This is a genomic window from Sulfitobacter sp. S223, assembly GCF_025143825.1.
GTDB lineage: Bacteria > Pseudomonadota > Alphaproteobacteria > Rhodobacterales > Rhodobacteraceae > Sulfitobacter.
In genome coordinates this window covers 797174-817068 of the sequence record NZ_CP083560.1, presented here as the reverse complement: position 1 = coordinate 817068, position 19895 = coordinate 797174, and the positions used below count along the sequence as shown (strand labels likewise).

At 57.1% G+C, this 19895-nt stretch carries 17 protein-coding genes; 7 read left to right on the top strand and 10 right to left on the bottom strand.

The window, feature by feature from the left end:
- Window positions 1-10: 10 nt before the first annotated feature.
- The 5 genes from K3757_RS04150 to K3757_RS04130 form a co-directional block, all read right to left on the bottom strand.
- Window positions 11-1396: an SPOR domain-containing protein gene (locus K3757_RS04150; protein WP_259999685.1), complete on the bottom strand. Its 1386-nt coding sequence runs from the start codon at window positions 1394-1396 to the stop codon at window positions 11-13.
- A 159-nt stretch (window positions 1397-1555) separates the two neighbouring features.
- Window positions 1556-2191 (bottom strand): uracil phosphoribosyltransferase, encoded by a 636-nt coding sequence (upp, locus tag K3757_RS04145; protein ID WP_259999683.1) that lies wholly within the window; start codon window positions 2189-2191, stop codon window positions 1556-1558.
- A gap of 22 nt (window positions 2192-2213) precedes the next feature.
- Window positions 2214-3407 carry a phosphopentomutase gene (locus tag K3757_RS04140; RefSeq protein WP_259999681.1) on the bottom strand — a complete coding sequence of 398 codons (1194 nt, stop codon included), beginning with the start codon at window positions 3405-3407 and terminating at the stop codon, window positions 2214-2216.
- The gene (locus K3757_RS04135; protein ID WP_259999679.1) at window positions 3407-4711 is read right to left on the bottom strand and encodes a thymidine phosphorylase; all 1305 of its coding nucleotides are present in this window, start codon (window positions 4709-4711) and stop codon (window positions 3407-3409) included. Before K3757_RS04135 ends, K3757_RS04140 begins: the two co-directional genes overlap by 1 nt.
- The gene (locus tag K3757_RS04130; protein WP_259999677.1) at window positions 4712-5104 is read right to left on the bottom strand and encodes a cytidine deaminase; all 393 of its coding nucleotides are present in this window, start codon (window positions 5102-5104) and stop codon (window positions 4712-4714) included.
- A gap of 227 nt (window positions 5105-5331) precedes the next feature.
- Between K3757_RS04130 and K3757_RS04125 the strand changes: the two genes are divergently transcribed.
- Window positions 5332-7605 (top strand): NADP-dependent malic enzyme, encoded by a 2274-nt coding sequence (locus K3757_RS04125; protein WP_259999675.1) that lies wholly within the window; start codon window positions 5332-5334, stop codon window positions 7603-7605.
- Between the two features lie 37 nt (window positions 7606-7642).
- On the opposite strand, the gene K3757_RS04120 is transcribed toward K3757_RS04125, so the two are convergent.
- On the bottom strand, window positions 7643-7765 hold the full coding sequence (locus tag K3757_RS04120) for a hypothetical protein (protein WP_259999673.1): 123 nt from the start codon (window positions 7763-7765) through the stop codon (window positions 7643-7645).
- A gap of 259 nt (window positions 7766-8024) precedes the next feature.
- Between K3757_RS04120 and K3757_RS04115 the strand changes: the two genes are divergently transcribed.
- The gene (locus K3757_RS04115) at window positions 8025-9917 is read left to right on the top strand and encodes a propionyl-CoA synthetase (RefSeq protein WP_259999671.1); all 1893 of its coding nucleotides are present in this window, start codon (window positions 8025-8027) and stop codon (window positions 9915-9917) included.
- 82 nt (window positions 9918-9999) lie between these two features.
- Here K3757_RS04115 and K3757_RS04110 read toward each other — a convergent pair whose 3' ends face one another.
- Window positions 10000-10200, bottom strand: coding sequence for a CsbD family protein (locus K3757_RS04110; protein ID WP_259999669.1), 201 nt, complete (start codon window positions 10198-10200; stop codon window positions 10000-10002).
- Between the two features lie 206 nt (window positions 10201-10406).
- A complete protein-coding gene (locus K3757_RS04105; RefSeq protein ID WP_259999667.1) occupies window positions 10407-11168 on the bottom strand; it encodes an NAD kinase in 762 nt (253 codons plus the stop codon).
- Window positions 11169-11384: 216 nt separating this feature from the next.
- Here K3757_RS04105 and glyA point away from each other — a divergent pair, with 216 nt between their 5' ends.
- From glyA to K3757_RS04090, 3 genes are all read left to right on the top strand, one after another.
- Window positions 11385-12674, top strand: coding sequence for a serine hydroxymethyltransferase (glyA, locus tag K3757_RS04100; RefSeq protein WP_259999665.1), 1290 nt, complete (start codon window positions 11385-11387; stop codon window positions 12672-12674).
- 458 nt (window positions 12675-13132) lie between these two features.
- Complete coding sequence (locus K3757_RS04095; protein WP_259999663.1) at window positions 13133-14137, top strand: Hint domain-containing protein; 1005 nt, start codon at window positions 13133-13135, stop codon at window positions 14135-14137.
- Between the two features lie 225 nt (window positions 14138-14362).
- A complete protein-coding gene (locus K3757_RS04090) occupies window positions 14363-14758 on the top strand; it encodes a cupin domain-containing protein (RefSeq protein WP_259999661.1) in 396 nt (131 codons plus the stop codon).
- Here the strand turns inward: K3757_RS04090 and K3757_RS04085 are convergent.
- Window positions 14755-15186, bottom strand: a complete 432-nt coding sequence (locus tag K3757_RS04085) for a hypothetical protein (protein WP_259999659.1) — start codon at window positions 15184-15186, stop codon at window positions 14755-14757. The genes K3757_RS04090 and K3757_RS04085 overlap by 4 nt on opposite strands.
- Here K3757_RS04085 and K3757_RS04080 point away from each other — a divergent pair.
- Together K3757_RS04080 and carB are read left to right on the top strand one after the other, a co-directional pair.
- Entirely contained in the window at window positions 15185-15946 is a 762-nt protein-coding gene (locus K3757_RS04080; protein WP_259999657.1) for an alpha/beta fold hydrolase, read from the top strand. The two genes, K3757_RS04085 and K3757_RS04080, sit on opposite strands and share 2 nt — an antisense overlap.
- Window positions 15947-16103: 157 nt before the next feature.
- Window positions 16104-19436 carry a carbamoyl-phosphate synthase large subunit gene (gene carB, locus K3757_RS04075; RefSeq protein WP_259999654.1) on the top strand — a complete coding sequence of 1111 codons (3333 nt, stop codon included), beginning with the start codon at window positions 16104-16106 and terminating at the stop codon, window positions 19434-19436.
- A gap of 99 nt (window positions 19437-19535) precedes the next feature.
- Here carB and K3757_RS04070 read toward each other — a convergent pair whose 3' ends face one another.
- Window positions 19536-19817 (bottom strand): DUF6280 family protein, encoded by a 282-nt coding sequence (locus K3757_RS04070; RefSeq protein ID WP_260001177.1) that lies wholly within the window; start codon window positions 19815-19817, stop codon window positions 19536-19538.
- Between the last annotated feature and the right edge of the window lie 78 nt (window positions 19818-19895).

Genomic DNA, 19895 nt, shown 5'->3' with positions numbered 1-19895 from the left:
TTGAATGTTCCTAGCGCGCCGTGGCGTTGAACCCTGCACTGCGCAAGCGGTTGATGACACGTTTCACATCACGCTCCCCTGCGAACGGGCCTGCGATCACAAGACGCGACGTTTGACCACCGCGGTTCGAAACGCCGATCCGCACCGGAAGACCCATCCGCTGGATTTTCTTCGCCTGACGCTGCGCTGAAGCCGCATCAGAGAACCGGCCCACCTGAACGTAACCGCGACCAGCCACTTCAGCCTTGGGCTGTACACGCTTGGCCGTGGCCTGGGTTGAAGCCTTGGGTGCGGTAGAGCGGCTGGAATAGACCGGTTTACGCGGCACAGTCGCCACGCGCGCCTGCCCCGGCTCTGGGTCAACTATGCTGGTCACAGAACGCACGATCCGCTTGAGCGTTTGCCCGTTACGTTTGACGATTGTCACCTCGCCCAATTCACGCTGTTGCTGCACATAATCCGTGTAAGGGTAAACCAGTGGCACAGAGGCCGTCACGTCAGCGCCACTGGCCTGATTGATCAAACGGCGCGGCACGGTTGATGTCCAGATCATGGTCATCGCTTTATGACCTGCCAAAGACTGCTCTGCACGGTTCGGGTTCAGGCGATCATCTTCCCAAACGCTTTTATAGCCACTTGGGACTTTGACATTTGTTGTATTCACACGGTTCACCGCGACGTGCCGCGGCACGATCCGTGTGGTCGGGGAGACCTGCACAGGGCGTTGCGCAGTTGCCGCATTTCGTTGCGAAACCTTTGCGGTGGCTGCTCGCGGTGTGGGTGCGCTGGAAATACGTGCGCCGACGATGGGCGCCGCTTGCGGGCCACAACGTACCGCAGACCTCCCTGCCCGCATGTATTGCTGCGCAATCGGTGACCGATTGGGGCATGCTGTTTGTCCCGCTACCGCAACCCGGGATGTTTTCAGAACCGGGGCCGGAGCCTGCATTGGTTTTTCAACGATCAGCGGCGCTTGCTGCGCAACCTGACGCACGACTTTGGGCTTCGGTTTGGGCTTGGGGGCTGCGGCCACTGCCTTCGGCTTTGGCTTTGGCTTGGCTACCGCTTTTGGCTTCGGCGCGGGTGTGGGATTTGTAATCTGCGTCACAGCGGCCGTCTCTACCGGCTCCGGTGGTGGTGTCACTTCACCTGCGAAGGTCGGCTTGAACCCGCAGACGCCGGTACGCTTGCGCGTGACACGCGGCACCCAGGACACGTTGCCGTCAATACCTGCACGAATGAACACACAGCCTTGGCTGTCGACGTATTGCTTGCCCTTGTAAGACGTCGGCGGGAACTCTGACGGAGTGCTGCCTGGAAAACTTTGCGCCGAAAGCGCGCCGATGCTGCCAGACCCCAAGATTAATGCGATAGTGACAAGTCTAGTTAGTTTCATGAGAGCCCCCACAGAATATTGTGGCAGAATGTCAAACCAAACCTGTTGAGTAAAGCGATTGCGTGAACAATCGCCTCAAATTTAACAGATTAGCTGGCATTTAAGACTCACCTGAACCATTCCAGCTTGCGGCTGGATCGATACGGGCGAGCTGATGTGCTATTTGGTGCCGAACATCCGGTCACCCGCATCACCAAGACCAGGCATGATATAACCCAACTCATTCAGGCCATCATCGACGGATGCGGTGACAATTGGCACATCTGGATGCGCTTCTTTCATCCGCTCGATACCCTCGGGTGAGGCAAGCAAACACAAAAAGCGAATATTCGTCGCGCCGGCTTCTTTGAGCAAATCAATAGCGGCGACGGATGAGTTGCCTGTCGCCAGCATCGGGTCCACGGCGATAACCAGTCGGTCATCCATGCCTTCGGGCACTTTAAAATAGTATTGGACCGGCTTCAGCGTTTCTTCATCGCGGTACAGACCAACAAACCCTACCCGCGCCGAAGGGATAAGCTCCAGCACACCGTCCAGCAAACCGTTACCGGCGCGCAGAATGCTGATCAGGGCAAGCTTTTTACCATCCAGCGTTGGCGCATCCATTGTCTGCATGGGCGTTTCGATCTTCTTGGTCGTCATCGCCAGATTGCGCGTGACCTCATAGGCCAAAAGCTGGCTGATCTCGCGCAGCAGCTGGCGGAAGACCGCCGTGGGCGTATCGCGGTCGCGCATGATGGTCAGCTTATGCTGTACCAGCGGGTGATCCACTACGGTGAGGTATTGATCGCTCATTTTGGTCTCCTTGCTGTCCGGCTCAGGGCACGTCTACCCCCAGATGCGCCGCAACAAAAGCCGCTACATCCACAAATCCGATCTGACCCAGTGAACCCGCTCCGGCACCGGCCACTAGAACCGGCACCCGCTCTCTCGTATGGTCAGTGCCGATCCATGTCGGATCATTGCCGTGATCGGCAGTCAGCACCATTATATCACCTTCGCGCAGCTGCGCGATCAATGTGCCGATTTCCTTGTCAAACCACTCCAACGCGCGGGCGTAACCAGACACGTCGCGGCGGTGGCCATAGAGGCTATCGAACTCAACAAAATTGGCAAAGGTCAGGCTGCCATCTGGCGCATCACGTACGAGATCGCCCAAATGCTCCATCAGTTTTGCGTCAGGGCCTTTGCGCACCTCATCAAAGCCCTGCATTGAAAAGATGTCGCCGATCTTACCCACGGCAAAGCAGGTCCTTCCTGCATCCTGCACCCAGTTACTTAGCACCGGACGCGGCGGCATGATCGCAAAATCGCGCCTGTTCGGTGTGCGGGTAAAGCCCGTAGCGACATCCCCGACAAAGGGGCGGGCAATCACGCGGCCTACCCGCATCTCATGCAGCATGGGGGCGATATCCGCGCACAGCTTCAACAGGCGGTCCAACCCAAAGGTTTCTTCGTGCGCCGCAATCTGGAAGACACTGTCTGCCGACGTATAGCAGATCGGGTGCCCCGTGCGCATATGCTCGGCGCCCAGTGCCTCAATGATCGCAGTGCCGGGGGCGTGGCAATTTCCCAGAATTCCGTCAGTGTCCGCAGCCGCACAGACCTTGGCGATCAGATCTGCGTCAAAGGAATTTTCGACACGTTCGAAATAATGCCAGGCCCAAGGAACGGGCAGCCCCGCCAGCTCCCAATGACCTGATGGCGTATCTTTTCCGCGTGAGACTTCGGTCGCAGCACCCCACGTTCCCGTCAGGGGTACGTCAAATGTCGGGATATCTAGACCGCTGGCAGCCTTGATTGCCGGACCAATGCCCAAGGCCGCCAAGTGAGGCAGATGAAGCGGACCGCTGCGCCCTTCTTCGGCAAGCCCCTTGGCGCAGGCCTGTGCGATATGGCCCAGCGTATTGGCGCCAGTATCCGGCACATCTCCGTTAAAGAATGTATCCGCATCAGGCGCCCCGCCAATGCCAACCGAATCCATGACCACCAAGAATGCACGTGTCGCCATCAACCTATCCGTTCTACAATCAATTCAGGCGTGCTTGTGGCGGCATCACCCAATGTGATTGCCGCACGTACAGCAGCCACCGCGCGATCAGCCTGCATTGGTCGGCTTGCGTGAACAACCGCCAGCGCCTGCCCCTTTTCAACCCGCGTGCCCAAGCGAATGACATCCGAAAGCCCGACCGCAGGATCAACTGGATCACTTTCCACCACACGTCCACCGCCCAGCGCGACGACGGCAAGGCCTAATGCTTCTCCGTCAATAGACTGCACAATGCCGCCTTCGGGCGCTGTGACTTCGCGCATGACCGTCGCCTCTGGCAGGAAACGACGCCAGCTTTCAACGAAATGAACGGGACCGCCAAGAGCGGCGATCATTGCACCGAACCGCTCAGCGGCGCGGCCATCTGCAATTGCGGCCATGATCTTCGCAGCGCCGTCATCGGCGTCTTTTGCCAGTCCGGCGCCCGCAAGCAACACACCGCCAAGAGCCGCGGACAGCTTTGCCATGGGGCCTTCAGACTCGCCGCCCAGAACGCGCATCACTTCAGCCACCTCCAACGCGTTGCCAAGGCTTGGCACCAACGGTTGGCTCATGTCGCTGATCAAAGCGCGTGTCGGGCAGCCTGCCGCATTGGCCGTGCCAACCAGCGCCTGCGCCAAGTCGCGCGCAGCACCAATATCTTTCATAAACGCGCCGGAGCCCACTTTGACGTCCAGCACCAGCCCTTCCAGCCCTGCCGCCAGTTTCTTACTGAGAATCGAGGCGGTAATCAGATCTAGACTGTCCACCGTAGCGGTCACATCGCGCACAGCGTAAAGCCGCTTGTCTGCCGGTGCGATGTCACCTGTGGCCCCGACAATAGCGCAGCCAACCTGTGCCACAACCGCGCGCAGCCGCGCTTCGTCCAGCATCACGCCAACACCGGGGATCGCCTCAAGTTTGTCCAAAGTCCCGCCCGTATGGCCCAAACCACGTCCGGAAATCATCGGCACATATGCACCACACGCCGCCAATGCGGGCGCGAGCACAAGGCTCACGCAGTCGCCCACCCCCCCGGTGGAATGTTTATCAAGTACCGGCTTGTCCAAATCCCACGTCAAAACATGCCCCGAGGCACACATCGCCCGCGTCAGTGCCACACGTCCGACTTCGTCTAGCCCGTTCCGGCAGACGCCCATGGCGAAGGCACCGGCCTGCGCATCGCTCAGCCGCCCGTCCGCGAGCCCTGCCGCAATCCACGTCAGCTCGTCAGCTGCGAGTGGTTCATCATGGCGTAGCTTGGCCAATATACCGCGCGCGTCCATTCAGCGCCCCAGAAACGAGGGATCAAAAGCACCGGGCAGCAGATCAGAAATACTCATCGCCTGCTCCACGCCCTCGACCGTTGACATGGTCACCACCACATCGCCTGCGCCAAATTCAGCCAGTTTCTGGCGGCAGCCCCCGCAGGGCGTCACTGGCAACGGAGACCCAGCAACAACATAAGCTTCGGTAAACGATGTTTCGCCCGCAGCAATCATCGCGGCAATTGCCCCCGCTTCGGCGCAGGTGCCTTCGGGATAGGCCACGTTCTCAACATTGCAGCCGCTGTAAATCGTGCCGGATGCGCCCCGCAGCGCTGCGCCTACCTTGAAATTTGAATAGGGCGCATATGCTTTTTCCCGCACCGCAACCGCGGCCTGCCGCAAGTCTGTCATTGTCATCTCCTTGGTCTTTGGCAGTCCACCCTAGCGCCGCCCGCCCTGAGAAGCGACGGTTTTTCGCACAGTTTTCTTCCCCGCTTTGAGAAGATCATTTTTTGAACGATATGCGCACATTATCGCTGCTTTCCAACAGATAGCCCGCAGCCAGCCGTGAAATCCCCGCTGGTGCTTTCTGCAAAATAGTTTAGTGCTAAACTAAATCCAGAAATGAGGTCCGCCACATGTCCGACAACAGCTCAACCCGTCAGGCCGCCCTTGACTATCACGCGTTTCCCAAGCCCGGCAAACTAGAGGTTCGCGCGACCAAACCACTGGCGAACGGGCGTGATCTGGCCCGCGCCTACAGCCCCGGCGTGGCTGAAGCCTGCATTGAAATCGAGAAAGACCCGTCCACTGCCGCACTTTATACCAGCCGTGCGAATCTGGTGGCGGTTGTCACGAACGGCACCGCAGTGTTGGGATTGGGCAATATTGGCGCCTTGGCATCGAAGCCGGTGATGGAGGGTAAGGCGGTCCTGTTCAAAAAATTCGCGGGCATTGATTGCTTTGACATCGAGGTAAACCAGTCAGACCCTGAAAAGCTGGCCGATATCGTTTGCGCCCTTGAACCGTCGTTCGGTGCGATCAACCTTGAAGACATCAAAGCCCCCGATTGCTTTACTGTTGAACGTATCTGCAATGAGCGCATGAACATTCCAGTCTTTCATGACGACCAACACGGGACCGCTATCGTCGTAGGCGCTGCGGCGACCAACGCGTTGTTTGTGGCTGGCAAGAAATTCGAAGACATCAAGATCGTCTCGACAGGCGGTGGCGCAGCGGGAATCGCCTGCCTGAACATGCTTCTGAAACTCGGCGTGAAGCGCGAGAATGTCTGGCTGTGCGACATTCACGGGCTGGTTTATGAAGGCCGCACCGAAGATATGAACCCGATCAAATCCGAATACGCGCAGAAAAGCGATCTGCGCACGCTGGATGATGTGATCGACGGCGCGGATATGTTCCTCGGACTATCCGGCCCGAATGTACTGTCACCGGAAATGGTTGGACGCATGGCTGACGCCCCGATCATTTTCGCCCTTGCCAACCCGAACCCTGAAATAATGCCGGATGCCGCACGCGCGGTCTCTCCCAATGCGATTATCGCGACGGGTCGCTCGGACTTTCCCAATCAGGTGAACAACGTCTTGTGCTTTCCGTTCATCTTCCGCGGCGCGTTGGATGTCGGCGCGACAACCATCAATGACGAAATGAAGATCGCTTGCATCGAAGGCATCGCGGCGCTGGCGCGCGCCACCACCTCGGCCGAAGCCGCTGCCGCCTATCAGGGCGAGAAGCTTTCGTTCGGGGCGGATTATCTGATCCCCAAGCCCTTTGATCCACGTCTGATCGGTATCGTGTCATCTGCCGTAGCGCGCGCCGCGATGGAGACAGGCGTCGCCACTCGCCCCATTGCAGATCTGGACGCCTACAAAGCCAATCTTGACGGGTCGGTCTTCAAATCTGCGTTGCTGATGCGCCCTGTATTTCAGGCTGCGCGCACATCTCCACGCCGCATTGTCTTTGCCGAAGGCGAGGACGAGCGTGTCCTGCGCTGCGCCCAAGCGATGCTGGAAGAGACAACCGAGCGCCCGATCCTGATCGGTCGCCCCGAAGTGATCGAGCGGCGGATGGAACGTGCGGGCCTTGATCTCAACATCGGCAGGGATGTGGACGTTGTTAACCCCGAGAATGACCCGCGCTACCGCGACTATTGGGAGACCTACCACAATCTGCTCGCGCGGCGCGGAGTGTCGCCCGATATTGCCCGCGCAATTATGCGCACCAACACGACGGCCATTGGCGCGGTAATGGTACACCGCGAAGAAGCGGATAGCCTGATCTGCGGGACCTTCGGGGAAACCCGCTGGCATCTGAACTATATTGATCAGGTGCTGGGTCGCGACGGTCGGCGCGCGCATGGTTCCCTATCGCTGATGATCCTTGAGGATGGTCCGCTGTTTATCGCGGACACACAGGTCCATCAGCACCCGACGCCTGAACAGCTTGCAGAAATTGCGATTGGTGCGGCACGGCATGTGCGCCGCTTTGGTCTGACCCCGAACATCGCGATGTGCTCACAAAGCCAGTTCGGCAATCAGGGCGAAGGCTCCGGCAGCCGTTTGCGTCGTGCAATCCGCATTTTGGACGAAGGCAACCATGACTTCTGCTACGAGGGTGAGATGAACATCGACACGGCCCTTGATCCGGAACTGCGGGCGCGCCTGTTCCCGGATAATCGCATGCAGGGTCCCGCCAACGTGTTGGTCTTTGCCCATGCCGACGCGGCGTCCGGTGTGCGTAACATCCTGAAAATGAAGGGGGGCGGCCTGGAAGTCGGGCCGATCCTGATGGGCATGGGCAATCGCGCGCATGTGGTCTCCCCCTCAATCACGGCACGTGGATTGCTGAACATGGCAGCCATCGCAGGTACGCCAGTTGCCGAGTACGGCTAAATAGAAAAAGGCGGGGGTTTTGCCCCCGCCAACCCGTTCACTTCTTGCGCTCCACCAATGCCGTCAGGCTTGCCGCTTTGACAGCGGCTGTCTGGGCTTTGGCCACTTCTTTTACGCGGCGTTTGGCTTGTTTGTCTTTGTTAGCGCGCTTGTCGCCCATCGGTTTTGACCTTCTTGAGGTTGGATGAAGGCATTATGCCTACACCTGAACTCAGCAAAGCAAATTTGCCGCGGGAAATCTCATCCATTTTCGACAATGACATTCAAATCCGACAGACACAAAAATGGATCTACCCGGATCATTTGCAGGAAGGTGGTGTAAATTAATTTACTTAAACCCCGCCTATTTTGCGTATTACGCTTGCCGCCACTACCCGCCTGCGCCTAACAATTCGACATTCATCAGGGAGGGATACGCGATGGGATACGCCGAGGTTTACAAAGCAGCAGCCGACAATCCGGAAGCATTCTGGCTGGAGCAAGCACAGGCAATCGACTGGATCGAAGCCCCCACACGCGCGCTATTCGAAAAAGGGAATGACCTTTATGAATGGTTCGCCGACGCCAAGGTGAACGGCTGTTACAACGCCGTAGACCGCCATGTTGAGAACGGTCGCGCAGATCAGGCCGCAATCATCTATGACAGCCCGATCACAAACACCAAAGAGACCATCACCTTCGCTCAGTTGCAAACCCGCGTTGCAGCGCTTGCCGGTGCGCTGGTGGCCCAAGGTGTCACAAAGGGTGACCGCGTTATTATTTATATGCCAATGGTTCCAGAAGCGCTTGAAGCGATGCTGGCTTGTGCCCGCATCGGTGCCGTGCATTCTGTCGTCTTTGGCGGCTTTGCGGCAAATGAGCTGGCTGTCCGAATTGACGATTGCACCCCAAAAGCGATCATCGCTGCATCTTGCGGTCTGGAGCCAAACCGCATCGTGCATTACAAGCCCCTGCTAGACGGCGCGATCGAACTGGCCGATCACAAGCCTGACGCCTGCATTATCCTGCAGCGCGAACAGGAGGTTTGTGACCTGATTGAGGGCCGCGATTATGAATGGAACGCAGCGATTGCTCTTGGCACCCCTGCGGAATGCGTCCCTGTCGAAGGCAACCACCCCGCCTATATTCTCTACACGTCTGGCACAACAGGCGCGCCGAAGGGCGTAGTGCGCCATACTGCGGGCCATTTGGTGGCCCTAAACTGGACGATGAAGAACATCTATAATGTTGACCCCGGTGATGTGTTCTGGGCGGCGTCCGATGTGGGCTGGGTCGTGGGCCACAGCTATATTACTTACGGGCCGCTGGTTCACGGCAACACCACCGTTGTGTTCGAGGGCAAGCCGGTCGGCACCCCCGATGCCGGCACTTTCTGGCGTGTCATTTCCGAACACAATGTGCGGAGTTTTTTTACCGCCCCTACCGCGATCCGTGCCGTCAAACGCGAGGACCCAGAAGGGCTAGAGGTTGCGAAATACGACCTGTCCTGTCTGAGGGCGCTATATCTGGCTGGTGAGAGAGCCGATCCAGACACCATTATCTGGGCTCAAAAAGTGCTGGGCAAGCCAGTTTATGACCATTGGTGGCAAACCGAAACCGGCTTTACCATTGCCGGCAATCCTGCCGGACTTGATGCTCTACCCGTCAAAATCGGTTCTCCCACTGTGCCAATGCCAGGATATAACGTGCAAATTCTGGACGAAGCAGGTCATCAGCTACCCGCGGGTGAACTTGGGGCGATTGCCATCAAACTCCCCCTGCCCCCAGGCACTCTTCCCACCCTCTGGAACGCCGAAGACCGCTTTCGTAAAAGCTACCTGACAACTTATCCAGGTTATTATGAGACGGGCGATGCTGGTATGATCGACGAGGACGGTTACCTCTACATCATGGCGCGCACTGATGACGTCATCAATGTCGCGGGTCACCGCCTGTCGACGGGCGCAATGGAGGAGGTCCTTGCCGGACACCCTGATGTGGCCGAGTGTGCGGTGATCGGTGTAAGTGACGCCCTGAAAGGTCAGGCACCTATGGGTTTTGTCTGCTTAACCAAAGGTGTGAATCGCGATCACGCAGAGATTACTGCAGAATGCGTAAAGCGCATTCGTGACCAGATTGGTCCGGTGGCCGCTTTCAAATTGGCATTGGTCGTGGACCGGCTGCCCAAGACCCGTTCAGGTAAAATATTGCGCGCGACGATGGTTAAAATTGCTGACGGGGAAGACTTCAAGCTTCCGGCGACCATCGATGATCCCGCCATTCTGGACGAGATCAAGGAAGCGCTTCAAACCATCGGCTTTGCAAAAGCCTAAAGGCGCATTTCAGCATTTCGCTCAACGCGCACAAAAAAACGGCCCCAAATTGGGGCCGTCTTCTTTTGTAAGTGTACTGGTCCTAGCTGACCTTGGATGCGAATGTATCCACCTGCTTTTCGGCTTCTTCTTTGGCGATACCGTACTTCGCCTGAATTTTACCGATCAGTTGATCCCGGTCGCCTTCAGCTTCGGTGATCTCGTCATCTGTGAGATCGCCCCACTCTTCTTTGATCTTGCCGGTCATCTGAGTCCAGTTACCTTTGATTGTATCCCAATTCATCGCTGATCTCCTTTTGATTTCTTTAACTCGGCCCAGCGCACATCATTGCGTGCTTCGGCCTCTTCATTGAAATAACGCGATGACAAAGGGTTCGTTCCGCTGAAACAAAAAGAAATCCGGCGCTACCAGAGGACAACGCTTCTGGGGCGGCCGTCTACGTTGGAGAGCGTAAGCGCCTTATATCAGCCGTCCGGTTCTCCAGAAATTCAGGTGAACTGTTCCGAGATCAGCCGCTCTTCCAGACCATGGCCCGGATCGAACAAAATCTTGTGGATAATGCTCGGTTCTGACCGGATTTCCACCCGCGCGACGTCCCGATAGCTGGTGCCATCCGCGTCCGCCATAACGGGACGTTTTTCAGGTTCCAGAACGTCGAAGCGCACAAGCGCGGTCTTGGGCAGAAGCGCCCCGCGCCAACGACGCGGCCGGAAGGCCGCCACAGCAGTCAGCGCCAATACATCCGCTCCGATAGGCAGGATCGGGCCATGTGCGGAATAGTTATAGGCCGTCGATCCGGCAGGCGTCGCCAAAAGCGCACCGTCACAGACCAAAGCCTGCATCCGCAGACGACCGTCGACGGTGATCTGCAACTTGGCCGCTTGCGGACCCTGACGCAGCAGCGCGACCTCGTTGAGGGCAAGGGCGTTCGATATCGTGCCATCCATATGCGTGGCCGTCATCGACAGCGGATTGATCTCGGCCTCTTCTGCCGCAGCCAACCGTTCACGCAGATCATTTTCGGCGTAGGTATTCATCAGAAACCCGATAGTTCCACGATTCATGCCATAAACTGGCGCAGGCAAGGACTGGGTTTCATGCAGTGTTTGCAACATGAAACCATCGCCCCCTAGCGCAACGATGACGTCCGCTTCTTCCGGCGGGACATCGCCATACCGCCCGATCAACACTGCGCGTGCGGTTTGTGCCACAGGCGCTCTGCTCGCCAAGAAGGATATTTTTTGGGGCATTGTGTTTCCGATCTGCGCCGCTTTCCCCGCAGAGAAACACAATATTCCCGTGCGCACCAGCGCTGGCCGACTAATTGCGCTCTAGCGACAAAATGTCAGGTGCGCTGCGCACGGGACGCATCTATCTCGAGTTCAGTCGTTTTCACGTCTTCACCCCTGCGTGCGTTTCCGATACGAAACAGGGCAACAGGACCCCACGCTCAAGGAGCCAACCACATGTCACCCAATACAACCGAATTCTTCACCCGTTCGCTGGCCGACACCGATCCAGCCATCGCAGATGCAACGGCAAAAGAACTTAACCGCCAGCGCACCGAGATCGAACTGATCGCTTCCGAGAACATTGTCTCTGCTGCCGTCATGGAAGCGCAAGGCGGCGTGATGACCAACAAATACGCCGAAGGCTATCCGGGTCGTCGTTACTATGGTGGCTGTGACTATGTGGACATCGCCGAAGAACTTGCGATCGAGCGTGCCTGCAAACTGTTCTCATGCGAATTCGCAAACGTGCAGCCCAACTCAGGCTCACAGGCGAACCAAGGCGTGTTTCAGGCACTGCTTCAGCCCGGCGATACAATTCTGGGCATGTCCCTTGATGCAGGCGGCCACCTGACCCACGGCGCCAAGCCGAACCAGTCCGGCAAATGGTTCAACGCCATTCAGTACGGTGTGCGCAAAGAGGACAACCTGCTTGATTATGATCAGGTGCAGGCGCTTGCGACCGAGCATCAGCCGAAAATGATCATCGCAGGTGGCTCCGCCATTCCCCGCCAGATCGATTTCAAACGCATGCGCGAGATCGCAGACAGCGTTGGCGCGTATCTGCACGTGGATATGGCCCACTTCGCGGGTCTGGTTGCAGCCGGAGAGCACCCCTCCCCCTTCCCACACGCCCATGTTGCGACAACAACCACCCACAAAACCCTGCGCGGCCCGCGCGGCGGCATGATCCTCACCAACGATGAAGCGTTGTCAAAGAAGTTCAACTCAGCCATTTTCCCGGGTATTCAGGGCGGCCCGCTGATGCACGTCATCGCGGCCAAGGCCGTAGCATTTGGCGAAGCGCTCCAGCCGGAATTCAAAAGCTACATCAAACAGGTCATCAAGAATGCGCAGGCGCTGTCCGACCAATTGATCAAAGGCGGTCTGGACACGGTCACGCACGGCACTGACACGCACGTACTGCTGGTAGATCTGCGCCCCAAAGGCGTCAAAGGCAACGCGACTGAAAAGGCCTTGGGCCGCGCGCACATCACTTGCAACAAAAACGGCGTGCCGTTTGACCCTGAAAAACCGATGGTTACCTCCGGCATCCGGCTCGGTTCGCCCGCCGGTACCACACGTGGCTTTGGTGAAGAAGAATTCCGCCAGATCGCCGACTGGATCATCGAAGTTGTCGATGGCCTTGCGGCAAACGGTGAAGAAGGTAACGCTGCGGTCGAAGCCAAGGTAAAATCAGAAGTCGAAGCCATGTGCGCCCGCTTCCCGATCTACCCGAACCTCTGATAGCAACGCGCTGTCGCACAAAGACGAAGGCCCCGACGGAAACGTTCGGGGCCTTTCGTTTTCAGGCGACCAAAGTCAGGTATGCGGACGATGCAGACGCCCGGCCAAGGTCCGGTTCCAGATTCGACAGGCTCCTTGCCCAGAGCTTCATGATTACTGTGAGGAGTCTCGAAAACATCAATATCGCCAGTTCGTTGTTTTCGCTTTGATAAGAGACTGTTTAGAGGCATGGCCTTGAGCGATAACAATTCGATAACACCGACCTTGCAGACGCAAAGCACGTGTGACGTAATTGTTCCGCATGCTCAGGTTGATTTAGCAGTACATTTACTGGATTCAAACAGGCTAAAAAGCAGAGCCAGTCGGTTGCTTTGTCAAGTTCCTGCACTGATTGTTCATACTTATCCCGTATTCGACTTCTACTTTGTAGGCTTACTGTCTCCGGGATACCGATTACAATGGCAACGATATTCGACCTGTTCGAAGTAACGAGCATCAGCGCGGATACCACGTATTCAACAGCGGCAGGAAACCTTCTCGGTGTCGTTGATAATGTCGATTCAAGCGATCTGAACGACGGTGAGTTCGATATAGGTGACAGCATCCTGATCGAGGGGGTTTCCTACACCATCGACCAAATTAAAGAGCCATTCAGCAGCGGGCGTTTCACGCTTGGGGATGGCACGAACCTCAGTTTCAATCCCCAGAGCGAAAGTAATCTTGACGCCATCTTTCTGACCGTGTCGAACGGCGGCGATGTCCGGCATTTCATAATCCCGAACGACAGCTACGGCGACATGAATGTCGAGGAGATCCGTACCGGCAGCCTCAACGACGTGGCAGGTTCTGATGCAGCTCTCGTCTCAACCACAGACAATCAGGTCAACGCGGTCTGCTTCGCCGCCAACGCTATTATCCAGACTGCCGCAGGCGGTGTTCCCGTCGAGCACCTTAAGATCGGTGATCCTATATGGACACTCGACAATGGGCTTCAGAAAATCCAGTACATCATTTCAATGAAGCTCGATTTCAGCATCGCTTCCAAAAAGTTGAAGCCAATCGTCTTTGAACCAGACTCCCTTGGCCCCGGGCGGCCAAGCCAACAGCTCTCTGTCTCGCCTCAGCACCGAATGTTGGTGACGACGGAGACCGGAAACACCGTACTGGTTCCAGCCAAGGCATTGACCGCGCGCAAAGGTGTGCGTGTTGCGCGTGGCAAACGCACAGTGACTTACTTTCATCTCGTATTTTCTAGACATGAGATTGTCCGCGCAAGCGGCACGCTAACAGAGAGCCTATTTCCCGGTCGTATGACCTTGCAAATGGTCCCGAAAAAATGCCGCGTCGAGATACAAGAAATCTTCGGGCGTGAGTTGCTGGACGAATTCGACGCTTCTGAGATAGCTGCCCGTCCGATTTTGCGCGTTCAGGACGCTAAAAGGAACGCTCTGACTTTTGGATAGGTTTTCTATCTTGTTGTGTCCTGCGAAGTTCAGGAACTTTAGGCATTACTTGTAACCAATCTATCTATCAAAATAGCCGTCATGCGCTGCTGTCGCTCAAATGACTGTCATGCGCTCATAGCTGCCATTCAACACTCGAACCTATTGTGTCCCTTTCCTGAACGCTCCAATTGTTGCACTCTGAGATTACGTAACATCCCCGTAAAAACCGAACTGAGGTTTCCCATGATCATCCATCCTGCAGGTTCCCGCCCCTCTGGCAAAGGCCCAGCCGAGTATTTCACCGGTACCGTGCGTATGGACCCGCTGATCACCGCGCCCGAGCCTGCCCGCTTGCGCGGCCTGACAGTCACGTTTGAGCCGGGCGCGCGCACCGCTTGGCACACGCATCCGCTGGGTCAAACTTTGATTGTCACCGCAGGTCTGGGTCTGGTGCAGCGCGAGGCCGGTCCGGTTGAACAGATTCGGCCCGGCGATACCGTCTGGTTTGAACCCGGAGAAAAACACTGGCATGGCGCTGCACCTGACGTGGCCATGACCCACATCGCGCTTCAGGAAGAGCTGGATGGCTCTGCTGTGACGTGGATGGAACATGTCACAGACGCACAATACGCGGGCTAGACGAATCCGCGCCACCAAAGCCAGACAACAAACAGCACTGACACGGCGATAATATTGGCAACAATGGCACCAGCCAGACCAAGGAAGCGCGCCTTGCGCCTCTCGCTCACATCAATCGCCTCCAGGTGCGCACACATAGAATCGTACGCCTGTTGGACTGACTGGGCATCGACTTGGCGCGCTGTCTTGGGGTTATGGGCCAACATCTCGGCGCGCATCAATTCCGCGCCCCACTTACGCACCCGTCTGGGCAATCGCCTGCCCGCACGGCGCAAGCTCTGACGCAGATCACGCCCGCGCACATCCAGTTTTTGCTGCATCAACCCGCGCAACTTGCGCGACTTGGCGGCCATATCCTTATCCGTGATCATAAAATACTGTCTAAGCTGCTGGCCTTGGCGCTGCAATGGCGCTAGGCCTTGGGACATGTTGAGCTTTATCGAACACGGGGAAAACGCCCCCGATACGCCGCCTTTGGTGATTGCCCACGGCCTTTATGGATCGGGACGCAATTGGGGTGTGATCGCCAAACGGTTGGCTGACACACGCCGCGTGATTACGCCGGACATGCGCAACCACGGTAACAGCCCGCGTGAGACCACCCAAAGCTATGAAGACATGGCAGATGATCTGGCCGAACTGATTGAGAAAATCGGCGCACCGGTTGACCTGTGTGGTCACTCCATGGGCGGGAAAGCAGCCATGGTCATGGCACTGCAGCACCCACATCTGCTGCGCCGCCTCATCGTCGCAGATATCGCGCCTGTCCCCTACACCCACAGCCAGTCTCATCATATTGCGGCAATGCGTGCCGTCGACCTAGACACGCTCACGCGCCGATCAGAAGCAGCCGAGCAACTGGCCGCTCAGGGGGTAGAGCCTGCACTGCAAAGCTTTTTCACCCAGTCGCTGGACGTAGCCGGGAAGCGTTGGCGGCTGAACCTTGATGTGCTTGAAGCAGAGATGGACAAGATCATCGGGTTCCCAGACATAACAGGCAGCTTTGACAAGCCCGCACTGTTTTTAACCGGCGGAGACAGTAACTATGTCCGTCCCGAGGATCGCGAAACCATCAAACGGCTCTTTCCTGCGGCGCGATTTGCCAAACTGCCGAATGCGGGTCACTGGCTCCATGCGGACCGGCCCCGCGCGTTTGAGGCTGCCGTTCGCACATATCTGGACGCCTGAGCGCAAGACCGGAATTACCCTGAAATTTCATGCCCTAAATTTCGAAGAAATTTCACCTCTGTCAACTGTGTACAAACTGGCGGATGATTCCGCCTTGCACCCGCTGTCTCCATGCCTATAACCCACAACAATTTGCATATTATAGGGGTCCGGAACCATGCCGAAGAGAACCGACATCAAGTCGATCATGATCATTGGCGCAGGACCTATTGTCATCGGACAGGCCTGCGAGTTCGACTACTCCGGCGCACAAGCCTGTAAGGCGCTGAAAGAGGAAGGCTACCGTGTCATCCTCGTCAACTCCAACCCTGCCACCATCATGACCGATCCGGGTCTTGCCGATGCGACATATATCGAGCCGATCACACCGGAGATCGTCGCCAAGATCATCGAGAAAGAACGCCCCGACGCCCTGCTGCCGACAATGGGCGGCCAGACTGGCTTGAACACCTCGCTCGCCTTGGAAGAGATGGGAATCCTTGAGAAATTCGGCGTCGAGATGATTGGCGCGAAGCGCGAAGCCATCGAAATGGCAGAAGACCGCAAGCTTTTCCGCGAAGCCATGGACCGCCTTGGTATCGAAAACCCTAAGGCGACGATTTGCACCGCCCCGAAGGACGCACACGGCAAGAAAGACCTCGCCGCTGGCGTAGCACTCGCGCTTGAAAGCCTTGAAGAGATCGGTCTGCCCGCCATTATCCGGCCTGCTTTCACCATGGGCGGCACTGGCGGTGGCGTGGCCTATAACCGTGAAGATTACGAATTCTTCTGCCGCTCCGGCATGGACGCGTCCCCGATGGGTCAGATTCTTATTGATGAGTCGCTGCTCGGCTGGAAAGAATTCGAAATGGAAGTCGTGCGCGATACTGCCGACAACGCCATTATCGTGTGTAGCATCGAAAACGTAGACCCGATGGGCGTCCACACCGGCGATTCCATCACAGTGGCGCCTGCCCTGACGCTGACTGATAAAGAATACCAGATCATGCGGAACCACTCTATCGCCGTGCTGCGCGAGATTGGCGTTGAGACGGGTGGATCGAACGTGCAATGGGCCGTAAACCCTGCCGATGGCCGCATGGTTGTCATTGAGATGAACCCGCGGGTTTCACGCTCTTCCGCGCTTGCGTCCAAGGCCACGGGCTTTCCCATTGCCAAGATTGCCGCGAAGCTTGCCGTAGGCTTTACGCTGGACGAGCTGGACAATGACATCACCGGCGTAACCCCTGCCAGCTTTGAGCCGACCATCGACTATGTCGTCACCAAGATCCCTAAGTTCGCGTTCGAAAAATTCCCCGGTTCCGAACCATATCTGACGACAGCGATGAAATCCGTGGGCGAAGCCATGTCCATTGGCCGCACAATCCACGAAAGCCTGCAAAAAGCGCTGGCTTCGATGGAATCAGGCCTCACCGGTTTCGATGAAATCGACATCCCAGGCGCGCCAGACAAGGCCGCCATCACCAAAGCCATTTCCAAGACAACGCCTGACCGGATGCGCACCATTGCCCAAGCAATGCGCCACGGCATGTCTGATGATGACATCCACGCGACCACGATGTTCGACCCTTGGTTCCTTGCCCGTATTCGCGAGATCATCGAGGCAGAAGAAGACATCCGTAAAAACGGCCTGCCCGTTACCGAAGACGCTCTGCGCGCGATCAAGATGATGGGTTTCACCGACGCCCGGCTTGCCAATCTTACGGGCCGCGATGAAGACAATGTACGCCGCGCGCGCCTGAACCTTGGTGTGAAGGCTGTGTTCAAGCGGATCGATACCTGCGCTGCAGAGTTCGAGGCCCAGACGCCGTATATGTATTCCACTTACGAAACCCCCATGATGGGCGATGCCGAATGTGAGGCACGGCCGTCCGAACGCAAGAAGGTTGTCATCCTTGGTGGTGGTCCGAACCGGATCGGCCAAGGGATCGAATTTGACTATTGCTGCTGTCACGCTTGCTACGCACTGACCGACGCGGGCTATGAAACGATCATGGTCAACTGCAACCCAGAGACTGTTTCGACTGACTATGACACCTCGGACCGCCTTTATTTTGAGCCGCTGACATTCGAGCATGTGATGGAAATCCTCCGCGTCGAGCAGGAGAACGGGACGCTACACGGCGTTATCGTTCAGTTCGGCGGCCAGACCCCGCTGAAGATCGCTCAGGCGCTGCACGACGAAGGCATTCCGATCCTCGGCACCACGCCGGACATGATCGACCTTGCCGAAGACCGCGAACGCTTTGCCGATCTGGTGCAGTCACTGGGCCTTAAACAGCCGCACAACGGGATCGCCCACTCGGATGCCGAAGCATTCGAGATCGCCAAAGATATCGGCTTCCCACTTGTGATCCGCCCGTCCTACGTGCTGGGTGGCCGTGCTATGGAGATCGTCCGCGATCAAGCCAATCTTGAACGCTACATCTCCGAAGCCGTTGTCGTCTCTGGCGACAGCCCCGTGTTGCTGGACAGCTACCTTTCCGGCGCGGTTGAACTGGATGTCGATGCGATCAGCGACGGCAAAGAGGTGCATGTCGCCGGTATCATGCAGCATATCGAAGAAGCTGGCGTGCACTCTGGTGACAGCGCCTGCTCGCTGCCGCCCTACTCCCTCTCGAAAGAGATCATTGCCGAGGTAGAGGTCCAGACCAAAGCCCTTGCAAAAGCGCTGAACGTTGTCGGCCTGATGAACATCCAGTTCGCGGTCAAGGATGGCGAAATCTACCTGATCGAGGTCAATCCGCGCGCATCCCGCACTGTGCCCTTTGTTGCCAAAGCAACCGACAGCGCCATCGCGTCAATCGCCGCGCGCATCATGGCGGGTGAGCCATTGTCCAACTTCCCGCAGCGCGCGCCTTACGACGCCGCAGCGGCCTATGACGACGTGTTACCGCTGGGTGATCCCATGACATTGGCTGATCCCAATATGCCGTGGTTTTCGGTCAAAGAGGCTGTTCTGCCCTTCGCGCGCTTCCCGGGCGTTGATACAATTCTAGGCCCTGAAATGCGGTCTACCGGCGAAGTTATGGGCTGGGACCGCGATTTCCCCCGCGCATTCCTTAAGGCGCAAATGGGTGCCGGAACCATGCTGCCACGCAGCGGCACGGCCTTCCTGTCGATCAAGGATGACGACAAGACTGCCGACGTCCTCACCGCCGCCCGCATCCTGATCGAGCAATCCTTCAAGATCACCGCAACACGCGGTACCGCAGCGTGGCTGTCCGAACATGACATCCCCTGTGAAATCGTGAACAAGGTGTACGAAGGACGCCCTGACATCACCGATATGATGAAGGACGAGCAAATCCATCTGGTTATGAACACGACCGAAGGCGCCCAAGCGGTTGAAGACAGCAAGAGCATCCGCTCCATCGCGCTGTTTGATAAGATCCCCTACTATACAACGGCTGCCGGCGCGTACGCTGCGGCGCTCGCGATCAAGGCACAAGCCGAAGATGAGATCGGCGTAAAACCCTTGCAGGGATAACCGGACCACCCAATCAAAATCCCCGCAGCAAGTGCGGGGATTTTCTGCAAAGGCAGCTTAGGTAGTTTTCCAGAAATTCTCCAACAGGGCGCTAATCACTCAAGCTGTCTTAACAGATTGCGCCCTTGTGAGAGCCGTCGAGGTTCTCACATTTCGTTTTACAAACCCCTTCAATCCTTCAATGCATCGCTCACTTGGGGTGATGCCAGCGCAGCTTAGAACAGTCTGACCATCACGCGATGCGGCCCAACGGGCAATGCTTTCAGCACCATTGCCGCGCTTCTGTTCGTCCAGAATAGCATCATCCAGCGCCGCTAGTACAACTGCCGCGAATAGTTTCCGGTGCGCGTCGCCTGTATGATTGAGGTTGGTATTTATCACCTGCTTCTCCCCTTTTTCCTTTGGGTTTTTAATATCGCCTTCTAGTGGCACACTGGCAACTTTAAGGAGAGTTGCGGC